The sequence below is a fragment of the Bradyrhizobium sp. I1.14.4 genome (assembly GCF_050435825.1).
GTDB lineage: Bacteria > Pseudomonadota > Alphaproteobacteria > Rhizobiales > Xanthobacteraceae > Bradyrhizobium.
The window spans coordinates 63,633-86,354 of record NZ_JBNDLA010000008.1 but is presented as its reverse complement, the minus strand read 5'-3'; the positions used below and the strand labels follow the sequence as shown (position 1 = coordinate 86,354).

Sequence of the window (22,722 nt, the reverse complement as noted above, 5' to 3'; positions counted from 1 at the left end):
CGGCGCTTGCAAATGAACGTGCCCAGAAACGTGCTGTGGTTTGAGGTGCTGCTCTATCTCTCGCTGGCGCTCGACGCGCTGTCGGTGGCGTTCCAGGACCGCACGCCGTCCGTCGTGAAAACCGAGCAGATGATCACGGGCGAGACCCTGACGGCCGGCTGCATGATCCTGCTGCTGATGTATTTCGTCAGGCTCGCCGCGCGGCACCGCAAGAACTGGCCGCGCTGGGCGCTGGCTGCGGTGCTTGTATTGTCGGTGATCTCGCTGGTACAGGTGGTCGCGGAAAAGGGCATGGAGCTCGACAGCGCCATCGAGGTGGTGTCCTGCATCCTGACCACGGCCGGGCTGTATTATTCCTTCACCGGCGACGCGCAGGGCTGGTTCAACGCGTGATGCTTGTCCGGTGGGTTAGCCGAAAGCATAACCCGCCACTGTAACTTCCTGGCGATATCGGCGGATTACGCTGCGCTAATGCGCCCCACGATGATACGTTTCCAGTCATGGAGTGGACCGACGAAGGCATCGTGCTGGGCGTGCGGCGGCATGGCGAATCTTCCGCCATCGTCGAGCTGTTGACGCGCGAGCATGGCCGACATCTGGGCCTGGTGCGCGGCGGGGCCGGCTCGCGGATGCGACCGCTGCTGCAGCCCGGCAACAGCGTCACGGCGGTGTGGCGGGCGCGGCTCGACGAGCATCTTGGAATGTATGCGCTGGAAGGCACGCGGCTGCGCGCGGCGACGCTGCTCGCCTCGTCGCACGCGGTCTACGGCGTCACGCATCTGGCGGCGCTGGCCCGGCTGCTGCCGGAGCGCGATCCGCACGAAGACATCTACGAGATGCTGCAGGGGACGCTCGACGATTTCGAGGATGCCGGCGTTGCCGCCGTGCACGTGATCCGGTTCGAGCTGGCAATGCTGACCGAGCTTGGGTTTGGGCTCGACCTTGAAAACTGCGCGGCGACCGGGGAGACCACCGAGCTGATCTACGTGTCGCCGAAATCCGGCGGCGCCGTGTCCCGCACCGCCGGCGAGCCGTGGCGCGACCGCCTGTTGCCGCTGCCGGCGTTCCTGCGCGAAGGCGAGGGCGGCGCCGGCGGCTGGTCGGACCAGGACCTGCGCGACGGTTTCCAGATCACCGGCCTGTTCCTGCTCCGCCACGTGCTGGAGCCGCGCGGGCAGGGCCATTCCGACGCCCGCGACGGATTTATCAACGCCGTGGCCCGGCGGCGGAGCCGGAGCGCGGTTCCGTGAACCGCGATTCGCGGCCCTAAATTCCCGCTGATTCGCGGCTTGCCCGATTCATCGCCAAGGTTTAACGCCTCTCCATGGGAAAACGACAGATACCGCCGGAAAAGCCGGCCGAAATCCACGAGGTGCCGCTGCGGGATGCGCTCGAGGAGCGCTATCTCGCCTATGCGCTCTCGACCATCATGCATCGCGCGCTGCCGGATGCCCGCGACGGGCTGAAGCCGGTGCATCGGCGAATCCTCTACGGCATGGACCTGCTTGGGCTCGACCCGCGCGCAGCGTTCAAGAAGTCGGCCAAGATCGTCGGCGACGTGATGGGCTCGTTCCATCCGCATGGCGACCAGGCGATCTATGACGCCATGGTGCGCCTGGCGCAGGATTTCTCATCGCGCTACCCGCTGGTCGACGGCCAGGGCAATTTTGGCAATATCGATGGCGATAATGCGGCCGCCTACCGCTACACCGAAGCGCGCATGACCGAGGTCGCGCGGCTCCTGCTCGACGGCATCGACGAGGACGGCGTCGAATTCCGCCTCAACTACGATGGCCAGTCGAAAGAGCCGGTGGTGCTGCCGGGCGGCTTCCCGAACCTGCTCGCCAACGGTGCCCAGGGCATCGCGGTCGGCATGGCGACCTCGATCCCGCCGCACAACGCCGCCGAGCTCTGCGACGCCGCGCTGCATCTGATCGAGAAGCCAGACGCCAAGTCGAAGGCGCTGCTGAAGTGGGTCAAGGGCCCGGACTTCCCGACCGGCGGCATCGTCGTCGATTCGAAGGAATCGATCATCGAGGCCTACACGACGGGGCGCGGCTCGTTCCGCACCCGCGCGCGCTGGACCCAGGAGGAGGGCGCACGGGGCACCTGGGTGATCGTCGTCACCGAGATCCCGTGGTTGGTGCAGAAGTCGCGCATCGTCGAGAAGATCGCCGAACTCATCAACGAGAAGAAGCTGCCGCTGGTTGGAGATGTCCGCGACGAATCGGCCGAGGACGTTCGCCTCGTGATCGAGCCGAAGTCGCGCACCGTCGATCCGGCGCTGATGATGGAATCGCTGTTCCGGCTGACCGAGCTGGAAAGCAAGATCTCGCTGAACCTGAACGTGCTGATCAAGGGCCGCATCCCGAAGGTGGTCGGCCTTGCCGAGTGCTTGCGCGAATGGCTCGACCATCTGCGCGACGTGCTGGTCCGCCGTTCCAACTTCCGCAAAACGCAGATTGAGCACCGCCTGGAAGTGCTGGGCGGCCACCTCGTCGCTTACCTGAACCTCGACAAGGTGATCAAGATCATCCGGACCGAGGACGAGCCGAAGCCGGTCTTGATCAAGACCTTCAACCTTACAGACGTCCAGGCTGACGCCATCCTCAACATGCGCCTGCGCAATCTGCGCCGCCTGGAGGAGATGGAGATCCGCACCGAGGACAAGGATCTGCGCAAGGAGCTGAAGGGCATCGAGGGCCTGCTCGGTTCTGAGACCGAGCAATGGACCAAGGTCAGCGATCAGGTGCGCAAGGTGCGTGACCTCTTCGGGCCAAAGACCCCGCTCGGCAAGCGCCGCACCACCTTCGCCGATGCGCCCGAGCATGACCTCGCCGCGATCGAGGAAGCCCTGGTCGAGCGCGAGCCATGCACCGTCGTGATCTCCGAGAAGGGCTGGGTGCGGACGCTGAAGGGGCATGTCGAGGATCTCTCGGGCCTCGCCTTCAAGACTGACGACAAGCTCGAGCACTCGTTCTTTGCCGAGACCACCTCGAAGCTGTTGCTGTTTGCCACCAACGGCAAGTTCTACTCGCTCGACGTCGCCAAGCTGCCGGGCGGCCGCGGCCATGGCGAGCCGATCCGCATGTTCATCGACCTCGAGCAGGATGCCGCGATCATCTCGCTGTTCGTCAACAAGGGCGAGCGCAAGTTCCTGATCGCGAGCAGCGAGGGCCAAGGCTTCATCGTCAAGGAAGAGGACTGCGTCGGCAACACCCGCAAGGGCAAGCAGGTACTCAATGTCGAGATGCCGAACGAGGCCCGCGCGATCACGACCGTATCAGGCGATACCGTTGCGGTGATCGGCACCAACCACAAGATGGTGCTGTTCGGCCTCGACCAGGTGCCGGAAATGGCGCGCGGACGCGGCGTGCGGCTGCAGAAATACTCAAGCGCGTCGCTGTCGGATGTCGCGGTGTTCGACTCCAAGACCGGCATGACCTGGAAGGATTCCGCCGGCCGCGAGCACAGCATGACCATGAAGGAACTGGCCGACTGGCGCGGCAACCGCGCCGATGCCGGCCGGCTCGCCCATGGCCTGCCGAAGTCGAACAAGTTCAATCGCGGCGTGGAGTAGTTTGGGTAGGGCGGGTTAGGCGCAGCCGTAACCCGCCTTCTTGCCGCGGCGCAGCGGATTACGCCTTCGGCTAATCCGCCCTACGGTCTTTGACACGCGCGGTGTGATAGTATCCGCATTTCGCCGCGCTATAACCGTCGCCGACGATATCAGGCGACGGTTGCCATGGCGCACAATCACGACCATGACCACAGCGGTCATTCTCATGGAGCTTCCCCGGTTGGGCATCCCCACGCAGGGCATTCCCATGCCGGACACAGCCACGCGCCCGACAATTTCGGCACGGCCTTTGCGGTCGGCGCGGCGCTGAACACCGCCTTTGTCGTCGCAGAGCTGATCTTCGGTTACAGCGCCAATTCCCTCGCGCTGGTCTCCGACGCTGTCCACAATCTCTCCGACGTCATCGCGCTGCTGCTGGCCTGGGGTGGGGCGTGGCTCGCCGGCAGGCGTCCGACCGACACCCACACCTACGGCTACCGCCGTGCCTCGATCCTGGCGGCGCTGTTCAATGCCGGACTGCTCTTGATCGCGGTCGGCGGCATTGCGGTCGAGGCGATCAATCGCTTCCGCGAGCCTGCCGAAGTCGCAAGCTGGACCGTGCTCTGGGTCGCGGCGCTCGGCATCCTGATCAATGGCGGCACCGCGCTACTGTTCATGCGCGGTCGCGACAGCGACCTCAACGTGCGCGGCGCCTATCTGCACATGGCGGCGGATGCCGGTGTCTCGCTCGGTGTCGTGATCGCCGCCCTGCTGATCATGGCGACCGGCTGGCAGTGGCTCGATCCGGCGATCAGCCTGGTCATCGCCGTGGTCGTGCTGCTGAGCGGCTGGGAGCTTGCCCGCGACAGCGTCAACCTCGCGCTCGACGCGGTACCGAGGGGCATCGATCTCAAGCAGGTGAGGGACTATCTCGCCGCGCTCGAGGGCGTCACCGAGGTTCACGACCTGCACATCTGGGCGATGAGCACGAGCGAGACCGCGTTGACCGCACATCTGGTGCGGCCCGGCGGACACGATGATGTCTTCCTGCATCATGTCTGTGCGCAGCTTTCGGAGCGGTTCAGCATTCACCACGCGACGCTGCAGGTCGAGATCAGCAGCGAGACCTGCCGGCTGGCGCCGGCGGAAATGGTCTAGCCGGCGGCACCGCCACGCACTCGCATTCAATTGATCGGTCGACCCGTGTCCACGTCTTCCACAGCCGACGACGAAACGGCACATTGTGGCTGTGTGCGCTGAAATAGCCGGCTCGATCAACGGAGAGCAACGTGAAGAAGGCAATCGGTCTTGCAATGTTGCTCTGGGTCGTGGGCGCGGCGCCGCACGCAGACGCCCAGCCGGCTAAACCAGGCGTCGAGCGGCTTTACATCCTCAACTGCGGCGAGGGCGTTGCAGGCGACATTTCACGCTGGTCGCCCGGCGTCAATGAAGGCAAGTCGATGGACTTCGTCGACAATTGCTACCTGATCAAGCACGCGCAGGGCTGGTTCCTGTGGGACACCGGCATTCCCGACGCGGTGGCGGCGATGCCGAACGGCCTTGCGCCTGCCGATCCCAAGGCGGTCACTTGGCAGCGGCCGAAGACACTCGCCGCGCAGCTCGACCAGGTCGGGGTGAAGCCGTCGGACATCAAGGCGGTCGCCGTCTCGCATACCCATCCCGATCATATCGGCAATGTCGAGATGTTCCCGGCCGCGATGCTGTATGTGCAGAAGGCGGAGTATGAATGGCCTGGCGCCAACAACGCGCCGCGCTTCAAGCCCGAGCATCCCGTCACGAAGCTCGAAGGTGACCGCGACGTGTTCGGCGACGGCAGCGTCACCATCCTGTCGACGCCGGGCCACACGCCCGGCCACCAGTCGCTGCTGGTGAAGTTGTCGAAGACCGGCGCGGTGGTGCTGACCGGCGATGCCGTTCATTTCAAGGACAATTGGGACAATCGGCGTGTGCCGAGCCTGAACGCCAGCAAGGACCAGACGCTGGCCTCGATGCAGAAGATCGCCGACACGCTGACGAAAGAGAAGGCGCAGCTCTGGATCAACCACGACAAGGCGCAGCGCGACGGGCTCAAGCTGTCGCCCGACTTCTATGACTGAGCCGCTTCGGGACCGCGCGCCTTCGACGAGCTTAGATCGGCCTGATCAGCTGCGCGGGGCGGACGGCGCGGTCACCGACGGGGCGGTCACGTGTTTCGGCCTCAGCGTGCCGGCGTAGAACGACAGGACGAACATCAGGATCAGGCCGGCAAGATAGACCCCATAGGATTGTGGCGGGGTGATCGCCCAATGCATGAGGCGTCGGATCGGATTTTGCGGGCCGGCATCGTTGTCCATGCGCTCTTGTGCGCGAAGGCCGCGGCAAAGGAAAGCGGAATCGCCACGATCCCGGCGGCGGTGTTCCGCGCGAAATGGCGAGGCGGCCCGGCCTTGCAATGCCGGACCATCGTCCGCATCTGTCACGCGACGACCAGCCCTTCCTCCCGCACCAATTGCCCGGCATAATCCGCTGATGGAACTGACACCCCGTTTACGCCTCATGAATTGGCTGGTGCGCCAGGGTCTGACCGGCCTGCCGGAAAACGACCTGCTGCGCGGCTTCTGCGAGCGCTGCCGGGCCGCCGGCATGCCGCTGTCACGGGCAATCGTCTTCATCGACACCCTGCATCCGATCTTCGAGGGGCGCGGCTTCCGCTGGAACGACGGCGAGAGCAACGAGGCCGACATCTTCGAATACGGCTCGACCAGCGCAGGCGAGGCCAGCCAGAACTGGCGGCGGTCGGCGTTCCACCACATGCTCGAAAATGGCCATGACGAGATGGTGATCGATCTCGCCGAGACGCATGATTTCTCGATGATCGGCGAGCTGGCCGAGAAGGGCCACAAGCATTTCGCCGCCTTCGTGCATCGCTTCGGTGAAGCCGGCACGATCGGGGAGATGGACTGCTTCTATTCCTACTATACCACCCGCCGTTCGGACGGGTTCGACGAGAATCATATGGCGGCGCTGCGCGACCTGGTGCCGGTGCTCGGGCTCGCGATCAAGTCGGCCGCGCAGGTCGAGATCGCCCGCACACTGGGGCGGGTCTATCTCGGCCGTGAGACGGCGGAGCAGGTGCTGCGCGGGCGCATGCAGCGCGGCATCACCGAGAAGATCAAGGCTGTGCTGTGGTACTCCGACGTGCGCGGCTCGACCGCGATCAGCGAGCGCATCGGCCCGGACGAGATCATCCCGTTCCTCAACGACTACGCGCAGGCGTCGATCGACGCGATCCATGACGCCGGCGGCGAGGTGCTGAAGCTGATCGGCGACGGCGTGCTGGCGATGTTCACCAGCGAGAACATGGCAATCGCGAAGCGCGCGGCGCTGCGCGCCGAGCACAGATTCCGACATAACATCCGCGTGCTGAACGATCGCCGCGAGAACGAGGGCCGGCCGACCACCACGGCCTATGTCGGCCTCCATGTCGGCGAGGTCTTCTACGGCAATATCGGCAGCGAGGACCGGCTGGACTTCACGGTGGTCGGGCCCGCCGTCAACGAGGTCAGCCGGATCGCCTCGATGTGCGCCTCGGTCGACCGCGAATTGCTGACCTCGACCGATTTCCGCACCGGGCTCGATGCCGCCGGCCGCAGCTATCTGGTCTCCACCGGCCGCTTTGTTTTGCGCGGCATCGGCCATGCGCAGGATCTCTATACGCTGGATCCGGCGATTACCGCCGACGAGGTCGTGGGCGGTAAATATGAGCGGTATCTGGCGAGCTAACCGATTTCGCTCCTTCGTCATTGCGAGCCACCGGGTCGCGCGAATGCGCGCCCGATGACAGGCTCCGCGAAGCAATCCATGCCGCCGCGGCTGGGGGTCTGGATTGCTTCGTCGCTTCGCTCTTCACAATGACAGCCTTTCAGCAGCGCACGGGTTCGCCGACCATGTCGGGCTGCCGCGTCAACGACACCGCGGGCGACATCAGGATCACCAGCGCCTGGGCGGCGAAGATCGCGGCCGCAAGATAGAGGCAGGCTTCGGCGCCGTAGAGGCCGCCGACGATGGCGCCGAGCGCGGAGCCGAGCGGGCGGGCGCCGTAGCTCATGATGTTGATCGCGGAGACGCGGCCGAGCAGCGAGGGTGGCGTCACCGACTGCCTGAGCGTAGTGGTCGAGATCACCCACAGGATTGGGCCGACGCCGAGCAGGAAGAAGCCGAGGCCCGCGAGCAGTGGTGTCGCAATCCAGGTCGTCAGCGCCATCACGAGTGAGGCGACCAGGCCGGTCACCGGGCCGAGCCCGATCACGGTGCCGAACGCCAGCCGCTTCATGACGCGGGTTGCGAACAGCGCGCCGACCACCATGCCGACGCCGTACATTGCAAGCGTCGTACCGACACCGGTGGCGCTGAGCCCGAGATGGCGCACCGCATAGGGCACGAACACGGCGAGCAGCAGGAAGGACGCGGTGTTGAAGATGAACTGGGTGATGAACACCGGCCGCAGCAAGGCGTGATGCATCACAAAGGCCGCGCCTTCCTTGATGTCCTGCAACGGATGCCGTCGCGGGGCAGGCTGGCGTGCCGGCTCGTAGATGCCGGCGAGCAGGACGACCGCGATCGCCGACAGCGCCGCGGCAAAGCCGAATGCGGGCGCAGCGCCGACCCAGCCGACCAGCACGCCGCCGAGCGCGGGTCCGCTGGCAAATGCGACGGTGCGCGCAAGTTCGATACGGGCATTCGCCGCCGGCAATTGCTGCGAGATCACCAGGGACGGGACCAGCGCAGGAGCTGCGACGCTGTAGGCAACCGTGCCGCAGACCGCGATGAAGCCGAGCAAAGCGAGCAGCGGCAGCGTCATCAGACCGAACCACAGCAACAGCAGGATCGCGGCAAGGGCCGCCGCGCGCAGCGCCTCGGAGCCCGCCATCACCCAGCGCCGCGACACGCGGTCGGCCAGCAGGCCTGCGGGAATTGCAAACAGGATGAACGGCAGCGTCAGCGCGGTCTGCAGCAGGCCGGTCCGGCCTTCGCCGACACCGAGCACCAGCACGGCGACGATGGGCGCGGCCGCAAGCGCAATCTGCTCGGCCGATTGCGCGGCGAGGTTGGACCAAGCCAGACGATTGAAGGTGCTTGGCAGGCGAGGCGTATCGGCGGACATGGCAGAATCCTCAGGGATATTCGATCTGGCCATAGTGTGTGGTTGGAAGACGCCCGATCCCACCCGTTTCCCGACAACGCCAAAGCCAAGGCCCGCCGGGAGGGCGGGCCTTGCCGATGCGATGTTCTGAGCCTAACAGGCCATCAAGGTTTTGGATCACGCGCGAGTTGGCCCGTGATCGTGCCTGCGCGCGCTGTTCTACGACCTCGGGCCAAGAGTCGCGTGGCCGGCTCCCGATATAGTGGTCGGCGCCGTTGCCGTGCTGTCGACGGACGGGGCCGGTACTTCCGCTTGAGTGGCACGCAGCGCACTCAATAGGTTGGTCACGGCGTCGGGGCCTGCGCTGAATCCGGCCTCCGAGAGGATCTTGTCGATCATCGGCTTGAACGCCGAGACCGACAGCAACTGCGCGGCAAGGCCGTCGCCGAGCCCGAGGCCGCCATTGCCGTTGGCATGGCCGTTGGCGCCGCCGCGGCCGAGCATGCCGCCGGTGTCGAAGATCCGGATGTCGGAAATCTTCTCGATCGGCTTCACCGCCTCGGCGAGCGCGCTCGGGATCACGTTGATCCGCGCGAGATTGAGATCGTAGGCGATCATGTCAGCGCTCAGTCTGTTGCGCGCCTCCGCCTTCAACGTCGCGACTTCCGCTTCGGCCTGGCCGAGTGCCTTGACGCCGGCGGCACGGGTGGTGGCGGCATTTGCGTCGGCTTTCGCCAGCACGTTGGTGGCCTCGGCCTTGTTGGCCGCAGCCTGCTTTTCGGCTTCCGCCATCACGGTGATCGGCATCGCGTTAGTTTCGGCAACCTTGCGCGCGGCGATCACGTTGATGATCTTGTCGCGTTCGGCGACCTCGGTGGCGCGGGCGGTGGTGACCTTTTCCTCGGCTGCGATCGCAAGGGCACGTGCTGTCTCGGCGATGGTCTGGGCTTCCGACTGCTCCTTGTTCTTGGTGGCGACAACGATCGCGGCCTCCTGCGCCACGATCTGCAGATCGCGCTCCATCTCGGTAGTGCGGCGCTTCACCGCGAGATCGGCTTCGATCTTGCGGGTGTCGCGGGCCTGGGTAGCCTCGGTCTGCTTGTTGGCGACCGCGAGTTCCTGCTGGATGCGATATTCGGCTTCGTTCTGCAATGCAGTCTGTTCGACCTGCGCCGTCTGCGCACGCATCGCGGCGGTCTTGTTGGCAATGTCGCGCTGCTGCGCCAGTTCGGCGTCGCGCTTGGTGGTCTCGATCGTCAGCGTGGTCTGGCGCGCGACCAGATCCTGCTGGGCGATCGTCACCTCGGTGGTGCGGACAATCTGGTTGCGCTCCTGTTCACGCTCCTTGGTGATCTTGGTCAGTGTCGTCAGACCGTGCGCGTCGAAGAAATTGCTCGGATTGAAGTGCTTGATGTCGCTTTGGTCGAGCCGGGTCAGCGACACCGATTCAAGCTCGAGGCCGTTGTTCTGGATGTCGGCGCCGACCGCGTCCTGCACCGCCTTGACGAAGGTCGCGCGCTGTTCCTGCAACTCCTCGAGGTTCATGGTCGCGGCGACCGAGCGCAGGCCGTCGACGAACTTGGCCTCGACCAGCTCGCGGAGCTCGGCGGCGTCATTGGTGCGGTTGCCGAGCGTCTGCGCGGCCAGCGCAATCGACGAAGAGTCGGGTTTGACGCGCAGATAGAACTCGGCGCCGATGTCGACGCGCATGCGGTCCTTGGTGATCAGCGAGTCCGGACCGCCGCGCGCGACCTCGAGCCGCAGCGTCTTCAGGTTCACCGCGGCGGTGGAGTGGAAGATCGGCAGCACGAGCGAGCCGCCATCGAGCACCACCTTCTGGCCGCCGAGGCCGGTGCGGACATAGGCCTCATCGCGCGTTGATCGTTTGTAGAGTTTTGCAAAAAGCAGGCCGATAACGAGAATGGCAATGACGCCAATAGCGACGGGTGCAGCAAGTTCCCACATATGTTATGCCCTGTTGGAAGATTGTTGTTGTTCGACGAGGTCGGCTGGAGCGGCAATCGCGATGAAGCCCTTGGCGTCGCGGTCGACCAGCAGCACGCTGGTGCCGACCGGCAACGCCTCGGACTCTGCGCTGGCACGCGCCGACACGGTGTGCCAGTTGCCGAAGACATCCTTGAGACGGACCCTGCCGGGCAGGCCCTGATCGAGCGGGCCGACCGACACGGTTGCGACCTTGCCGACAAAGTCGCTGTCGTTGACCGCGTAGCTCTCGTCACGCGGAATGATGCGGGCGAGGCCGCGGCTCGCGTTTCTGATTACGGGGATGCTGCCCGCTGCGGCAACCATCGCGGCAATCGAGACCGGGATGGCAGTGCCTGCGGCATGCGCCAGTCCCTGAAGCAGGAAGCCCCCGATCGAAAATATGCCAAGTATCAGAATGATCAGGATCACGAGGGGAAGCCGCCCGGCGTTGATCCAGAGAAACAGGCCACTGAGAGCATTATGGCTCTCGGCTTCGACCGCGAAATCCTTGCCGACGAGTTCGCTGATCGAAAGTCCGACCATGGTGGTCAGCAGTTCGATACCGCCAAGTGCCACCATGATCGCAGCCGCGACCGCGAACGGCCGCACGTCGGGGGCGAGCAGAATGTCGCCAACTGCACTCATTTTCCTGACTTGATCCTTTCAAGCCGCGCCGCGATTTCCTTTTCGCGATGCAGGCGATCGAGTTCGTCGAGCTCCTTGTCGCCGAGCACGCTGTAGGCGGGAACACCGGTGACCCGGGCGATTGCCGCCATGGCGCGATCAGCACTCAATGTATTGGTCGTCGATGGGGCCCGGCTGGTTTCGTCCCTGGCGTCGCGGATCAGGCTTTGTTCGAGATCGGTTAATCGCGTCTCCGCCTCGCGGCGCGCGCCGAGCATGGCCTGCAGAGCCTTTGTCTGCTCATCGATTTCGAGCTCGATGAAATCCATCGCGCGTTCCAGCGCGATCACCTGCGACTCCAGATCAATTTGCCGTGCGACGCCGGCGCGCGCGAGATCCTCGCGATTTTCCGCAAGTGCGAGACGGATCTTCTCGTTCAGGCCAGCTGTTTCGGTATCCAGTTCTTCGCGCCGTCTCTTCAAACGGAATTCTTCGGCGCGGGATTTGCCGAGCGCGTAGCGCGCTTCGTCGGCGCCGGCGTCGATCTCGCGGATCGCCTGTTTGACCAGCGCCACCTTGTTGTTGTTCTCGACGTCGTCGATGGTCTGGCTTGCGATGGCGGCAAGAAGCCGGCCCATGCGCGCAAGGATGCCTTCGTGAAGCATGGTCTTCTCCTCCGGTTGTGCTGATTTCGATTTGACGGCGATGTGGATTTCGTAGCCGCGTCCATCCGAGATCAAATGCGCCGGGAAGGGGCTTTCCCAGCCCGACACATATCCCGGCACGTCGAACGGCACCAAGACGCGTCCGCTGACAGTGCTAATGGTCAGTGAAGTTGGACCCTTGATCGCAAACAACTTGTCGTCGAGCGGTATCCGGCGGACGGCGGCGCCTGCAATGTAGTTGGCGCGATCGCGCAGGCCGAGTGTGACCAGCCGGGCAGGCAAGCCGGTCTCCTTGCGGATCTTCTCGTAGGCCTGGGCGTGCAGCGAGACGAGGTTGGCACCGACAGGGGCGACCTCGGCGAGGATCGCCATCATCCGGTCGTAGGCCGCAAAGGTCGCCTCCATCGCCTCGATGCCCGACGGGTCGGGGGCGAGGGCGTAGCGCAGCGTTGCGGATGGCGTCTCGACGGGCAGTTTGATCATGCATCCAACATAAAGCACTTCCTCAGTGCTTTACAAGGCGGTCGGCTGGTATCATTTTCGTGAGCCTAGATGCAGTTGCAAATGAGTTGCAATACCGGGAGAGATCGGCCATCTTGTCGCTATGGACGCTCGGACTCCTGAAATGTCTTCCGTTTCTGTTCCCAACGCCGTGCCCGGCGGCTGGCGGGATGATGCCGGCCATGCGCGCAGCCTTCCCGAGGTGAATGCGACCGTCGCGGTGCCGACCACGGGCGTGTGGTGGCGGCGGCTGCTGGCCTTCGCCGGCCCGGGCTATCTGGTCTCGGTCGGCTACATGGATCCCGGCAATTGGGCCACCGACCTCGCGGGCGGATCGAAGTTTGGCTACACGCTGCTGTCGGTCATCCTGCTTTCGAACCTGATGGCGATCCTGCTGCAGGCGCTCGCAGCAAGGCTTGGCATCGCTACTGACCGTGACCTGGCGCAGGCCTGCCGCGCGACCTATTCCCGGCCGGTGAATCTGCTGCTCTGGCTTGCCTGCGAGGCCGCGATCATCGCCTGTGACCTCGCCGAGGTGATCGGCACCGCGATCGCGCTGAAGCTTTTGTTCGGCATCCCCTTGATCGGCGGCGCGCTGCTTGCGGCGCTCGACGCGTTCCTGCTGCTGCTCCTGATGAACCGCGGCTTCCGCTTCCTCGAAGCCTTCGTGATCGCGCTGTTGATCGTCATCGCGGTCTGCTTCGTGGTCCAGATCACCGCTGCCGCACCGCCGATTGCCGGCGTGATCGGCGGCTTCATGCCGTCGCGGGAGATCGTCACCAATCCGGAGATGCTCTACATCGCGATCGGTATCATCGGCGCCACCGTGATGCCGCATAATCTCTATCTGCATTCCTCGATCGTGCAGACCCGCGCCTATCCGCGCACCGAGGAGGGGCGGCGCGACGCGATCAAATGGGCCACCACCGATTCCACCATCGCGCTGATGCTGGCGCTGTTCGTCAACGCCGCGATCCTGGTGCTGGCGGCCGCGACCTTCCACAAAAGCGGTCATTCGGATGTCGCCGAGATCGATCAGGCCTTCGAGCTGTTGTCGCCGCTGCTTGGGCTGGGCATCGCCTCGACGCTGTTTGCGGTGGCGCTGCTCGCGTCCGGCCTCAACTCGACGGTGACGGCGACGCTGGCCGGCCAGGTCGTGATGCAGGGCTTTCTCGACCTCAAGCTGCCCGACTGGCTGCAGCGGGTCGTGACGCGCGGCATCGCGATCGTCCCGGTCATCGTGGTCGCCGCGCTCTATGGCGAGAGCGGCACCGCGCAGCTGTTGGTGTTCAGCCAGGTCGTGCTGTCGATGCAGCTGCCGTTCGCGGTGATCCCGCTGGTGCGCTTCGTGTCCGACAAGCGCAAGATGGGTGCGTTCGCGATCTCGATCCCGGTTGCGGTGGCAGCGTGGATCGTCGCCGGCCTGATCGTGATCCTGAACGTGAAGCTTCTGATCGATACGATCTTCGGCACGTAGAACCGGAAATGCTCTAGTCCTGCGGCTCGGCCAGCACCTCGCCGGTGGCGTCGACGCGGAGCCACCCCGAGGGCGCGAGCCGCTGCTGCGGCAGGAAGCGGCCCTTGTAATCCATCTTCTTGGAGCCCTCGATCCAGTAGCCGAGATAGACGTAGGGTAGCCCCTGCCGGCGGGCGCGGGCGATATGGTCGAGGATCATGAAGGTGCCGAGCGAGCGGGCCTCAAGCCCCGGCTCGAAGAAGGAATAGACCATCGACAGCCCGTCGCTGAGCACGTCAGTCAGCGCCACCGCCATCAGCTCGTCGCCGCGGCCGGTGATGGCGCTGTCGGCGTTGCGCTTGCGGTACTCGATGATCCGGGTCTCGACATGGCTGTCCTCGACCATCATCGCGTAGTCCAGCACGGTCATGTCGGCCATGCCGCCGTTGCGGTGGCGGCGGTCGAGATAGGCGCGGAAGACCGAATATTGTTCGGAGGTCGGCACCGCCGTGCGCTGCTCGCCGATGATGTCGGCGTTGCGGGCCAGCACCTTGCGGAAGTTGCGGGAGGGGCGGAATTCGTTGGCGATCACCCGGACCGAAACGCAGGCCCGGCACTGGTCGCAGGCCGGGCGGTAGGCAATGGACTGGCTGCGGCGGAAGCCGCCATGGGTCAGCAAGTCGTTGAGATCGCCCGCTTTGTCGCCGACCAGGTGCGTGAAAACCTTCCGCTCATGCCGGCCCGGCAGATAGGGGCAGGGCGAGGGCGCCGTCAGATAGAACTGGGGGGTATCACGCGAGTGCTGGGTCACGTCTGATCGTCGGGCTCCACATACAATACAGGCAGCCGAGTTAGCATCGCCCCCCGGAGGCTAACGGTCAATTGGTTTAGGCGGGCCTAATAAGAGGCCCGCGCGGCCGGGGACACCTGGGTCCGGACCGAACTGTTGATGATGACGGTTCCGAGGATGATGTCGTGCAGCAGCCGGCGGCGGCCGTTGAGGAGCCCGATCAGGAGCACCAGCGGCGACAGGAACGAGACCGTCACCCAGAACAGCACCGCATAGGTGGCGCCGAGCACGAAATAGCCGGGTGCGCCGTACCAGGTGCGCAGTTCCAGATCCATCACGCGCATGCCTGGCGTGGCCGAATGCGGGCCGCCGATCGAGGCGCCGTAATAGACGATGGCCCAGACGATCGAGGCCGGCGATACCAGCCAGAACAGCGCCCAACCGAGGCCGAGGGTGACGAGGCCGAACACGGCAATGAAAAGCACGGCGAGGATCACCGGCACCGACAGCACGAACAGGTCGATCAGGAACGCAAACACACGTCGCGTCAGCACGCCGCGGAACAAGTCCGGCTGCATCGACGGATCAAACGCATGCGGAGGAACGCCACCGTCGTTGCGCCACGCTTCGTTGCGCCAAGTGCCGCCGTGATTGCCGTAGGACATCACCAACCTCCGATGAAAGTCTCGCGCAGGACATGGGAACAGGAGGCGCATCTGCCAAGCCTGCGCGAACATTAACTAGCCGAAATAATCCGGCGATTCGGCGGCTGACCTGTGCCGTGTTTGCGGGCACAGCGGCGGTACGGCAAACCATTGTTGCTGTGCCGAGGAGGGCGAAGTGGCTGCGCTCAGCTTTCCGCCTTGATCTTCTCGGCGGCCTTCGGCGCGAAGTAGGTGAGGATGCCGTCGGCACCGGCGCGCTTGAAACCGACCAGGCTCTCCATCATCGCGCGCTCGCCGTCGATCCAGCCATTGGCGGCGGCGCCCGCGATCATCGCGTATTCGCCGGACACCTGGTACACAAAGGTCGGCATCGCGAAATGGTCCTTCACGCGGCGCACGATGTCGAGATAGGGCATGCCCGGCTTCACCATCACCATGTCGGCACCCTCGGCGATGTCGAGCTCGACTTCGCGTAGCGCCTCGTCGGAATTGGCGCTGTCCATCTGGTAGGTGCGCTTGTCGCCGGTCAGCGTCTTGGCCGAGCCGATCGCGTCGCGGAACGGGCCGTAGAAGGCAGAAGCGTATTTCGCCGCGTAGGACATGATCTGCACGTCGCCGAAGCCGTTGTCGTCGAGCGCCTCGCGGATCGCACTGACGCGGCCGTCCATCATGTCCGATGGCGCGATCACGTCGCAGCCGGCCTCGGCCTGGGTCAGCGCCTGCTTCACCAGCACCGCGACAGTCTCGTCGTTGAGGATCTTGCCGCCCTCGATCAGCCCGTCATGACCGTGGCTGGTGAAGGGATCGAGCGCGACGTCGCAGAGCACGCCGATATCGGGAAACTCCTTCTTGATCGCGCGCACCGCCTGGCAGACCAGATTGTCGGGATTCAGCGCCTCCGAGCCTTGCTCGTCGCGCAGGGCGGGCTCGGTGAAGGGAAACAGCGCGATGCAGGGGATGTTGAGCTTCGCGGCACGCTCGGCGTCGCGGACGATCTGGTCGACGGTGAGCCGATCGACGCCGGGCATCGAGGCCACCGGCGTACGGGCGTTGTGGCCATCGACCACGAACATCGGCCAGATCAGGTCGTCTGATGTCAGCACGTTCTCGCGCACCAGGCGGCGAGCCCATTCGGACTTGCGATTGCGGCGCATGCGGATGGTAAGGTCGAGCGAGGGGGAGGCGAGGGCATCAGTCTGGCGTCGCGGCGTATCGCGCAATTCGATCGGGCGCCCGAATTTGATCGCCATGTCTTCATCTCCTCGAGGGACGGCTGGTCTGGACCTGATATAAGTCCACTTCTAGCACCTGTCAGGGGCGCCGTCATTGCGCCGCTATTGCACCCCGGGCGCCCTTGATCTGCCGCAACGGCAATTGATTTTACGCTCCCGGCGGGCCAAGACTGCGCCATGAACCCCATTTTGCAGCCGTTGCGCGGCGATTCGGATGTCTGACACCTCTGCACGCGATCAGGCGCGGGACAACGCCATCTCGGTGAGCGCGATCTCGTCCGACCGGATCGAGCCGGACGACAATGCGTGGACGCGGCGCCTCGTCATCTTCCTGCGCATCATGGCCGTCGTCTCGGTCGCCAAGGGCCTCTATCACTGGGCCCAGGTGACGGGCTTTGTCGGCGGCGAGGAGGAGGCCTTCGAGAACCAGTCGATGGCCTGGCAGACCGCGACGATCTATTTCGCCGTCATCGAACTCGTCGCCGCCGTCGGGCTCTGGCTCGCGACGCCCTGGGGCGCCGTGGTCTGGCTGACCACCGTGGTGTCGATGGCGGTCATCGAGCTGATGTTTCCGGGCATCTATGGCGGCAGCCTCACCGTGGTCGGGCTCGAGGCCGTGATGCTCGCGGCCTATCTCGTGCTCGCCTGGATGTCGGCCCGCGAACGCCCGCCATAGGCGCGTGCCGTGATGCCTTGATACACAGTTGCCCGGCTGCGACAAGGCGACGAATAGCTGATGGCGGCTGGCAATATCTGGCAGCCGTGCGCCCAACGAGAAGACAGCATCGCTGGTTCGGCTAGGTGGTTGCCATAGATCGCACCCCCTTCGAGGCGGCCCGTTTCCGGAGCGTCTCTGCGGGACCTGCCGTCGGGACCAATTTCAGCGGATCTCGGCGTGCGCCGGCCGGCTTTGCGCGGGCCGACGGCGGAACCGGTCTGACTTCGGCACCTGATGCGGGCCGCTTGCGCGTATCGCGTGCCCGTCCCACCGATGCACCCCGTAAAATTTTCAAAGAATTTTCCGGTAACCGATCGGTCACCGTAAAGGGTTCCCTCATACCCGTTACGTCACCGTTTCGAAATCAAACGAAACTGTTTCCGAATGTGACAGGGGCGGCAGACGAAGCGTGAACAACGGTCTGCCACCGTCAATGAAAAGTTGCGAAAAGCCCTTGATCCATGGGCTTAATCCACGATTCACTGTCTTAAATTCATGATCTCTTTATTCTCTTATTTAAGCGGATATTCAAACGGCCCCCTTACGTTGGACCTATCAGGCGGGACACAAGTTTCGTCGAATAAAGTCGATAAAAGCGACAAACAGGGGAAGTGTCATGATGAAAGCCGTTGCGACAACGGCGGCGGATGCCGCTGATCGCGCTACCGGTCAAGCTCCGGTGCAGCCGCTCTATCTCGAAGCCCTCACTTTGGTGGAGCGGCTGCATCGCCGCCTCCTCGACGTCATCAAGGACGAATTCGATCGTCGTGGCCGCGCCGACATCAACTCGGTGCAGGCGCTGCTCCTGTACAACATCGGTGACAAGGAACTGACCGCCGGCGAACTGCGCACCCGCGGCTACTATCTCGGCTCCAACGTCTCCTACAATCTGAAGAAGCTGGTCGAGCTCGGCTTCCTCGATCATCAGCGTTCGCGCGTCGATCGTCGCTCGGTCCGCATCCGTCTGACCCCGCAGGGCCAGGAAGTCCGCAAGATCGTCGATGCGCTCTATCAGAAGCACGTCAAGACGGTCGAGCAGGTCGGCGGCATCTCGAACGAGGAGTTCGCGAGCCTCAACAAGTCGCTGCACCGCCTCGAGCGCTTCTGGACCGATCAGATCCTGTATCGCCTTTGAGCCTTCCTGTTTTCGCCTGATGGCCAAGCCGGCCGCCCAGAAGACCGGCAGCCTTCCTCCAGTCAACGCATCGGTCATGCCCGGCCGATGCGTTTTTCATGCTGCACGTGCGAAAAAAATGGCGCCCAGCGAGGAACCAAGGCGTTCCCTGCGCTTTATCTGTTTCCCAACAGAGAGGCAGGACATGCTGGTCGAGCGCGGGATCGAGGTGCTGAATGTCGAGGTCGTCGGTGACGCCTACGCGATCGCCTCGAACTATCTGCGCAAATCCGGCGCCATTCCCGACACTTTCGCCACCAATGAGCGCCTGCTTGGCATCATCGTCAAGCTGTTCCAGCGCGGTGAGATGAATCGGCTCCGCCTCGCCAACAAGGCGATCGCGAGATTCGAGGCCGAGACGCTGGTGGTCGCCTGAGCGTCAACCCGGAGACTTCAATGGAAGCCGCTATCGATCGGATCATGCAGACGTACGATCTGCTGCTCAACCGCACGTCCGCTGCAAGCGACGAAGCGCGCGCGAAGGTGACAGAGTACGTGCAAACGCTGTTCGATGCGGGCGAGCGCGATACGCATCGGCTAACCGTGTGCGGGCTGACCTATCTGCGCCAGCTCGACGGCAGCACCGACCATGTGAAGGCCGGGTATACCGGGCTGTAGCGCGGCCTGGTTTCGTCGACTGTCTCTACGTCATTGCGAACCACGCGGTCGGCGCACAGCGCCCGCCCGACTGGGCAGGGCAGATTTCATCTCGGTTATACCATTGTTTCGCAGCAAGCGGCGGTCGGCGACTTCATTGAAGAAGACAGCCTCGGCTTGGCCCTCTCGCTGGGGCCGTTTCCTTTGCCGCGTTACGCGGAACCCATGGAATGAAAAATCTTCTCGATCGCGATCAGCGAACCGAAGACTGCGCCGGTCACAGCGAGGAAGACGGCGAAATAGTAAATGCGATACATAACGCGACCTCTCCCGGATATCTACAGGTCCGGGATAACGGATGCGTCCTTCGATAGTTCGGCGGTCCGCGGACGGCTTTCTGCCATTCGCGCTGGGCCAAGCGGCGGAGATATCGCCATCGATATTGATACTCCGCCGCCATGATCGCCTCAGGCAGCGCGTGCCGATTGATGGTCGGACTTATCGAGCAGCCGGCTCAGTATCCTGCGTTCTTCCTCGATCCTCCGGCGGAAGAGCTCGCGCTCCTCTTCCGACATCGCCGTATCGACGAGGAATTGATAGTGACCGATGATCTTTTCACTGCCTCTTATGAGTATTTGTTGCAGCCCCTTCATCGCCGGATCTCCTCGCAAGCAGCGCGATCGAACGAGGCAGCCGGAAGCGGCGGAATGTCGGCCGCGACGCCTTGCGTCGCCGCGACTTCTTCGGAGAGCCGCCTTTCGATGAACTCGCGTTCGAGATCGGAGAGTTGGGTCTGCAGCAATCGCCGATACCGCAGAACATTGCTGCGATGCGCGCGCAACTGTTCAAGCCGGCGGTCGAACAGTTCCGAGCTCAGCTGCCGTTCCCGGTCAAATCTTGACCGCCAGCGTCGCTCGAGCCGGTCAATGACCTGCTTCGGTAGTCTGATGTCCGTCATCTCGCTGCCTCCTAAGCGGCCAGGCAACGGTCGACGGAGCGCAGGCGGGCAGGCCGGCCGCCTGGCGGATGCGGTGGACCACCGTCGAGAGCACGAAGCGCTTCCAGGATATCGCTGACAGGAACGGGTGATTTGAGCCCCCTGGGTGCGCGCAAGACCGGATTGGACGCCACAGCGCTGGCGTCCGAGGCCCAGGATGCCAGGATAGCTCGCTTCTCGGTCAGGCTCAGGCGAGAATCCCGCACCACATCGTGCGGGGTCTCATATCCGTGGCGGGCGCCTTCCTGGTGGGCGCGAATTGGCAGGTTGAAGTCAATAACGTTATGAGCAAGCGCGGTCGTCGGCCGCATGGATGCCTCCGTTCGAAAGACGAGTTACTGAGGAAACGAAGCCGCGCTGGTTCGTCGGGCGCGCGGCTTCGCCGGTTCGATCAGGCGGCGACGCTTTCGAGCTGTCGGGGCGAGTTGCTCGACGCCGCATTGATTGCGATGCGTCGCGGCTTCATCGCCTCCGGCACTTCGCGCGCCAGCTCGATCCTGAGAAGTCCGTTGTCGAACGCCGCGCTCTTGACCTCGACATAATCGGCGAGGCTGAACTGGCGCTTGAATCTGCGCGTCGAGATGCCCTGATAGAGATACTCGCGCTCGGCCTGGTCGACCTTGACGCCTTCGACGGTCAGAACGTTCTGTTCGGCCGTCACCGAGATCTCGTCGGGCGCAAAGCCGGCGATCGCGAGCACGATCTGGTATCGGTCCTCGGCCAGGCGTTCGATGTTGTAGGGCGGGTAGTGATCCTCACCGGCCCGATGGGCCGCTTCGGCGAGATCAAAGAGCCGGTCGAATCCGACGGTCGACCGGAACAGGGGGGAGAAGTCGTATGTGCGCATAGCCAAATCCTCCATAGAGCAAGATGGATATGAACGGCACCGGACACGACCGGTGCCCGTCTCGCCTGGCCCCGAAGGGCGACCAGGCGCCAGTTCCCGCGACGCGGGCTGGCGCGAAAAAAGTAGAAATCGGCGATGCCGTGTCAAGAACCCGGCCGAAAAATTTTTGAGGTTGATCTGACCCCTTCGGGATCGCCGCTGAACGCATCCGGCAAACCCCGCAGCCATTAGCCGACATTGCGGGCCGGGCAGTCCCGAATGGTCCGGCGGGCGGTTCGCTAGAGCCCTGAGCCAGGAACAAGTTCTGGTATTCGCAATTGATTGTCGCGCCTCTGGGCGACGTCCGCGCAGGCGCTGGGATGCCTTTGCCACGGCTAACCGAATGTCTCGCTCTTCACGCTAATGCGAAAGATGGGAACAGATTCTCGCAGGACCTCGAGTACCCACTCTTCGTCGGGCGTCAGAGTTTCTTCCGCGTCGCGCACAAGGGAGCGCGCTTCCGCCCATGCTTCGGCATCATTGCTAAAGGGGTGGCCGCCTTGGCTGCGATACGGCCGCCTGCCGGAAATCGTGAAATGATAGAGAGGCATTGGCGCCAACCAGAGCTGATGCGGATCGTTCCTACGCGTCTTCGCGGCGGCTGGAATACAGTTCGCTGAAGCCGCCTGGTTCGATGACCTTCTCGATGTCGCCCAGTGTCACTACATGGTCCTGAATGTCGAGGATCCCGTTCGAACGGGACGTTTGCAGGACGCGGTTGACGTGCACGGTACTCAATCCAAGCGCCTCGGCCAGCTTGGCCTGCGTGATCGGAAAGCTGAATTGATCGTCGACGGCCAGTCCGACGGCTGCAAGACGCTCGCGCAATTCAGTGACCAGATAGGCCATTCGGCTGGCGGCAGGCTGCGTTCCGAACCTGACGATCCACTGCCTGAATAGGACTGCATCCAACAGCGTCTCGCGCCAGAGCGCCTTGGCAATTGCGGGTGCTTGTCGATGACTTGCTCGAGCGCAGCATGATCAATGAAGCCGACGCGGGCTGGTGACAGGCTCGTCAGATCGTAGTCGATCTTCTTGAGGAATACACCGTGGAGATCCGGCATCTCGCCGGCAATATGAAAGGACAGAATCTGCCGCTTGCCATTGCCGGAAACTTTCGAACGATAGCAAAAGCCGCTGAGCATGACGACGCATTGGACAGCCGCTTCTTCGTCGCGCTGGATGATCGTGTCCGGGGTATTTGCCTCACGCGAGAGACGATCGACCGCAACGCTGCTGTATCTCGCTCTGACAGCTCGGAGTGAAGCCGCAACTTGCGGATCATCATATCAACCGGCATCGGGTCCTCGCTTATTCGTCTGGCGCGACGAACCGAAGGCGCCAGCGCGCAACGGCCATGTCCCTTCCAACGCGGAACTCGCTAGATTGAAAATTTGGGTGGCCTTGCTGCAATGGTCAATGCTCATCAGGGGCGGGACCGCAATACAGCGTTCTCGTCACCGACGACTGCCTCGAACCGAGCGGTGATGACGGATGATGAGCCGGCCACGACCGAAGCGCCGCTAATCTCTGCGTGTTGAGGACTAGGTGGGCTTGGCGTGAGCCCCGGACGATCCGGGCGAGGGCGCGCGACCTCGCGCAACGAGTGTCCATTTGCGGCGCCCACCCACGGGCGTATCGTCCTGGATTTGAAATTGCGTGCTCGCCCGGGTGATATATTGCGGCTATGGTCGGATTTTCGCTCCCGAATTGGACTGGGGCAGCCTCA

The 22,722-nt window shown here is 63.8% G+C and carries 26 protein-coding genes; 12 read left to right on the top strand and 14 right to left on the bottom strand.

Features of this window, described 5'->3' with window-relative positions; all coding sequences use genetic code 11:
* The first annotated feature begins 12 nt into the window (after positions 1–12).
* From ABIB78_RS18135 to ABIB78_RS18115, 5 genes are all read left to right on the top strand, one after another.
* Positions 13–393 carry a hypothetical protein gene (locus ABIB78_RS18135; protein ID WP_429026964.1) on the top strand — a complete coding sequence of 127 codons (381 nt, stop codon included), beginning with the start codon at positions 13–15 and terminating at the stop codon, positions 391–393.
* 107 nt (positions 394–500) lie between these two features.
* Positions 501–1,250 carry a DNA repair protein RecO gene (gene recO / locus ABIB78_RS18130; RefSeq protein ID WP_429026962.1) on the top strand — a complete coding sequence of 250 codons (750 nt, stop codon included), beginning with the start codon at positions 501–503 and terminating at the stop codon, positions 1,248–1,250.
* Between the two features lie 74 nt (positions 1,251–1,324).
* Positions 1,325–3,580, top strand: coding sequence for a DNA topoisomerase IV subunit A (parC, locus tag ABIB78_RS18125; protein WP_429026959.1), 2,256 nt, complete (start codon positions 1,325–1,327; stop codon positions 3,578–3,580).
* Between the two features lie 165 nt (positions 3,581–3,745).
* Positions 3,746–4,717 (top strand): cation diffusion facilitator family transporter, encoded by a 972-nt coding sequence (locus ABIB78_RS18120; protein ID WP_429026957.1) that lies wholly within the window; start codon positions 3,746–3,748, stop codon positions 4,715–4,717.
* Between the two features lie 155 nt (positions 4,718–4,872).
* Positions 4,873–5,676 (top strand): N-acyl homoserine lactonase family protein, encoded by an 804-nt coding sequence (locus ABIB78_RS18115; RefSeq protein WP_429027402.1) that lies wholly within the window; start codon positions 4,873–4,875, stop codon positions 5,674–5,676.
* A gap of 45 nt (positions 5,677–5,721) precedes the next feature.
* Here the strand turns inward: ABIB78_RS18115 and ABIB78_RS18110 are convergent, their stop codons facing one another.
* Positions 5,722–5,913: a hypothetical protein gene (locus ABIB78_RS18110; RefSeq protein ID WP_429026955.1), complete on the bottom strand. Its 192-nt coding sequence runs from the start codon at positions 5,911–5,913 to the stop codon at positions 5,722–5,724.
* Between the two features lie 175 nt (positions 5,914–6,088).
* Between ABIB78_RS18110 and ABIB78_RS18105 the strand changes: the two genes are divergently transcribed.
* On the top strand, positions 6,089–7,342 hold the full coding sequence (locus ABIB78_RS18105) for an adenylate/guanylate cyclase domain-containing protein (protein ID WP_429026953.1): 1,254 nt from the start codon (positions 6,089–6,091) through the stop codon (positions 7,340–7,342).
* 139 nt (positions 7,343–7,481) lie between these two features.
* On the opposite strand, the gene ABIB78_RS18100 is transcribed toward ABIB78_RS18105, so the two are convergent.
* The 4 genes from ABIB78_RS18100 to ABIB78_RS18085 all read right to left on the bottom strand — a co-directional run bounded on the left by ABIB78_RS18100 (position 7,482) and on the right by ABIB78_RS18085 (position 12,460).
* The gene (locus ABIB78_RS18100; protein ID WP_429026951.1) at positions 7,482–8,723 is read right to left on the bottom strand and encodes an MFS transporter; all 1,242 of its coding nucleotides are present in this window, start codon (positions 8,721–8,723) and stop codon (positions 7,482–7,484) included.
* A 198-nt stretch (positions 8,724–8,921) separates the two neighbouring features.
* Positions 8,922–10,667: a flotillin family protein gene (locus ABIB78_RS18095; RefSeq protein ID WP_429026949.1), complete on the bottom strand. Its 1,746-nt coding sequence runs from the start codon at positions 10,665–10,667 to the stop codon at positions 8,922–8,924.
* A gap of 3 nt (positions 10,668–10,670) precedes the next feature.
* Positions 10,671–11,333, bottom strand: coding sequence for an OB-fold-containig protein (locus ABIB78_RS18090; RefSeq protein WP_429026946.1), 663 nt, complete (start codon positions 11,331–11,333; stop codon positions 10,671–10,673).
* The gene (locus ABIB78_RS18085; protein ID WP_429026944.1) at positions 11,330–12,460 is read right to left on the bottom strand and encodes a PspA/IM30 family protein; all 1,131 of its coding nucleotides are present in this window, start codon (positions 12,458–12,460) and stop codon (positions 11,330–11,332) included. The genes ABIB78_RS18090 and ABIB78_RS18085 overlap by 4 nt, the downstream gene beginning before the upstream one ends.
* A gap of 121 nt (positions 12,461–12,581) precedes the next feature.
* Between ABIB78_RS18085 and ABIB78_RS18080 the strand changes: the two genes are divergently transcribed.
* The gene (locus ABIB78_RS18080) at positions 12,582–13,955 is read left to right on the top strand and encodes an Nramp family divalent metal transporter (RefSeq protein WP_429026942.1); all 1,374 of its coding nucleotides are present in this window, start codon (positions 12,582–12,584) and stop codon (positions 13,953–13,955) included.
* A gap of 13 nt (positions 13,956–13,968) precedes the next feature.
* Here ABIB78_RS18080 and ABIB78_RS18075 read toward each other — a convergent pair whose 3' ends face one another.
* From ABIB78_RS18075 to hemB, 3 genes are all read right to left on the bottom strand, one after another.
* Positions 13,969–14,745 carry an arginyltransferase gene (locus ABIB78_RS18075; RefSeq protein WP_429026940.1) on the bottom strand — a complete coding sequence of 259 codons (777 nt, stop codon included), beginning with the start codon at positions 14,743–14,745 and terminating at the stop codon, positions 13,969–13,971.
* 86 nt (positions 14,746–14,831) lie between these two features.
* Positions 14,832–15,389 carry an RDD family protein gene (locus tag ABIB78_RS18070; RefSeq protein WP_429026938.1) on the bottom strand — a complete coding sequence of 186 codons (558 nt, stop codon included), beginning with the start codon at positions 15,387–15,389 and terminating at the stop codon, positions 14,832–14,834.
* 185 nt (positions 15,390–15,574) lie between these two features.
* Positions 15,575–16,639 carry a porphobilinogen synthase gene (gene hemB / locus ABIB78_RS18065; protein ID WP_429026936.1) on the bottom strand — a complete coding sequence of 355 codons (1,065 nt, stop codon included), beginning with the start codon at positions 16,637–16,639 and terminating at the stop codon, positions 15,575–15,577.
* 196 nt (positions 16,640–16,835) lie between these two features.
* Between hemB and ABIB78_RS18060 the strand changes: the two genes are divergently transcribed.
* From ABIB78_RS18060 to ABIB78_RS18045, 4 genes are all read left to right on the top strand, one after another.
* The gene (locus tag ABIB78_RS18060; RefSeq protein WP_429026934.1) at positions 16,836–17,297 is read left to right on the top strand and encodes a DUF6163 family protein; all 462 of its coding nucleotides are present in this window, start codon (positions 16,836–16,838) and stop codon (positions 17,295–17,297) included.
* A 658-nt stretch (positions 17,298–17,955) separates the two neighbouring features.
* Positions 17,956–18,474: a transcriptional regulator LdtR gene (ldtR, locus tag ABIB78_RS18055; protein WP_018271925.1), complete on the top strand. Its 519-nt coding sequence runs from the start codon at positions 17,956–17,958 to the stop codon at positions 18,472–18,474.
* 184 nt (positions 18,475–18,658) lie between these two features.
* Complete coding sequence (locus ABIB78_RS18050; protein ID WP_429026932.1) at positions 18,659–18,889, top strand: hypothetical protein; 231 nt, start codon at positions 18,659–18,661, stop codon at positions 18,887–18,889.
* 20 nt (positions 18,890–18,909) lie between these two features.
* Positions 18,910–19,131: a hypothetical protein gene (locus ABIB78_RS18045; RefSeq protein ID WP_050422593.1), complete on the top strand. Its 222-nt coding sequence runs from the start codon at positions 18,910–18,912 to the stop codon at positions 19,129–19,131.
* Between the two features lie 446 nt (positions 19,132–19,577).
* On the opposite strand, the gene ABIB78_RS18040 is transcribed toward ABIB78_RS18045, so the two are convergent.
* The 6 genes from ABIB78_RS18040 to ABIB78_RS18015 form a co-directional block, all read right to left on the bottom strand.
* Positions 19,578–19,763, bottom strand: a complete 186-nt coding sequence (locus ABIB78_RS18040; RefSeq protein WP_429026929.1) for a hypothetical protein — start codon at positions 19,761–19,763, stop codon at positions 19,578–19,580.
* The gene (locus ABIB78_RS18035) at positions 19,760–20,068 is read right to left on the bottom strand and encodes a hypothetical protein (protein ID WP_429026928.1); all 309 of its coding nucleotides are present in this window, start codon (positions 20,066–20,068) and stop codon (positions 19,760–19,762) included. The genes ABIB78_RS18040 and ABIB78_RS18035 overlap by 4 nt, the downstream gene beginning before the upstream one ends.
* 430 nt (positions 20,069–20,498) lie before the next feature.
* On the bottom strand, positions 20,499–20,954 hold the full coding sequence (locus ABIB78_RS18030; RefSeq protein ID WP_429026927.1) for an Hsp20 family protein: 456 nt from the start codon (positions 20,952–20,954) through the stop codon (positions 20,499–20,501).
* Positions 20,955–21,328: 374 nt separating this feature from the next.
* Entirely contained in the window at positions 21,329–21,544 is a 216-nt protein-coding gene (locus ABIB78_RS18025; RefSeq protein ID WP_429026926.1) for a DUF6894 family protein, read from the bottom strand.
* Between the two features lie 31 nt (positions 21,545–21,575).
* Complete coding sequence (locus tag ABIB78_RS18020) at positions 21,576–21,842, bottom strand: helix-turn-helix domain-containing protein (RefSeq protein WP_429026924.1); 267 nt, start codon at positions 21,840–21,842, stop codon at positions 21,576–21,578.
* Positions 21,728–22,138 carry a hypothetical protein gene (locus tag ABIB78_RS18015; protein WP_429026921.1) on the bottom strand — a complete coding sequence of 137 codons (411 nt, stop codon included), beginning with the start codon at positions 22,136–22,138 and terminating at the stop codon, positions 21,728–21,730. Before ABIB78_RS18015 ends, ABIB78_RS18020 begins: the two co-directional genes overlap by 115 nt.
* Between ABIB78_RS18015 and ABIB78_RS18010 the strand changes: the two genes are divergently transcribed.
* Positions 22,043–22,258, top strand: coding sequence for a hypothetical protein (locus ABIB78_RS18010; protein ID WP_429027428.1), 216 nt, complete (start codon positions 22,043–22,045; stop codon positions 22,256–22,258). The genes ABIB78_RS18015 and ABIB78_RS18010 overlap by 96 nt on opposite strands.
* The last annotated feature ends 464 nt before the right edge of the window (positions 22,259–22,722 follow it).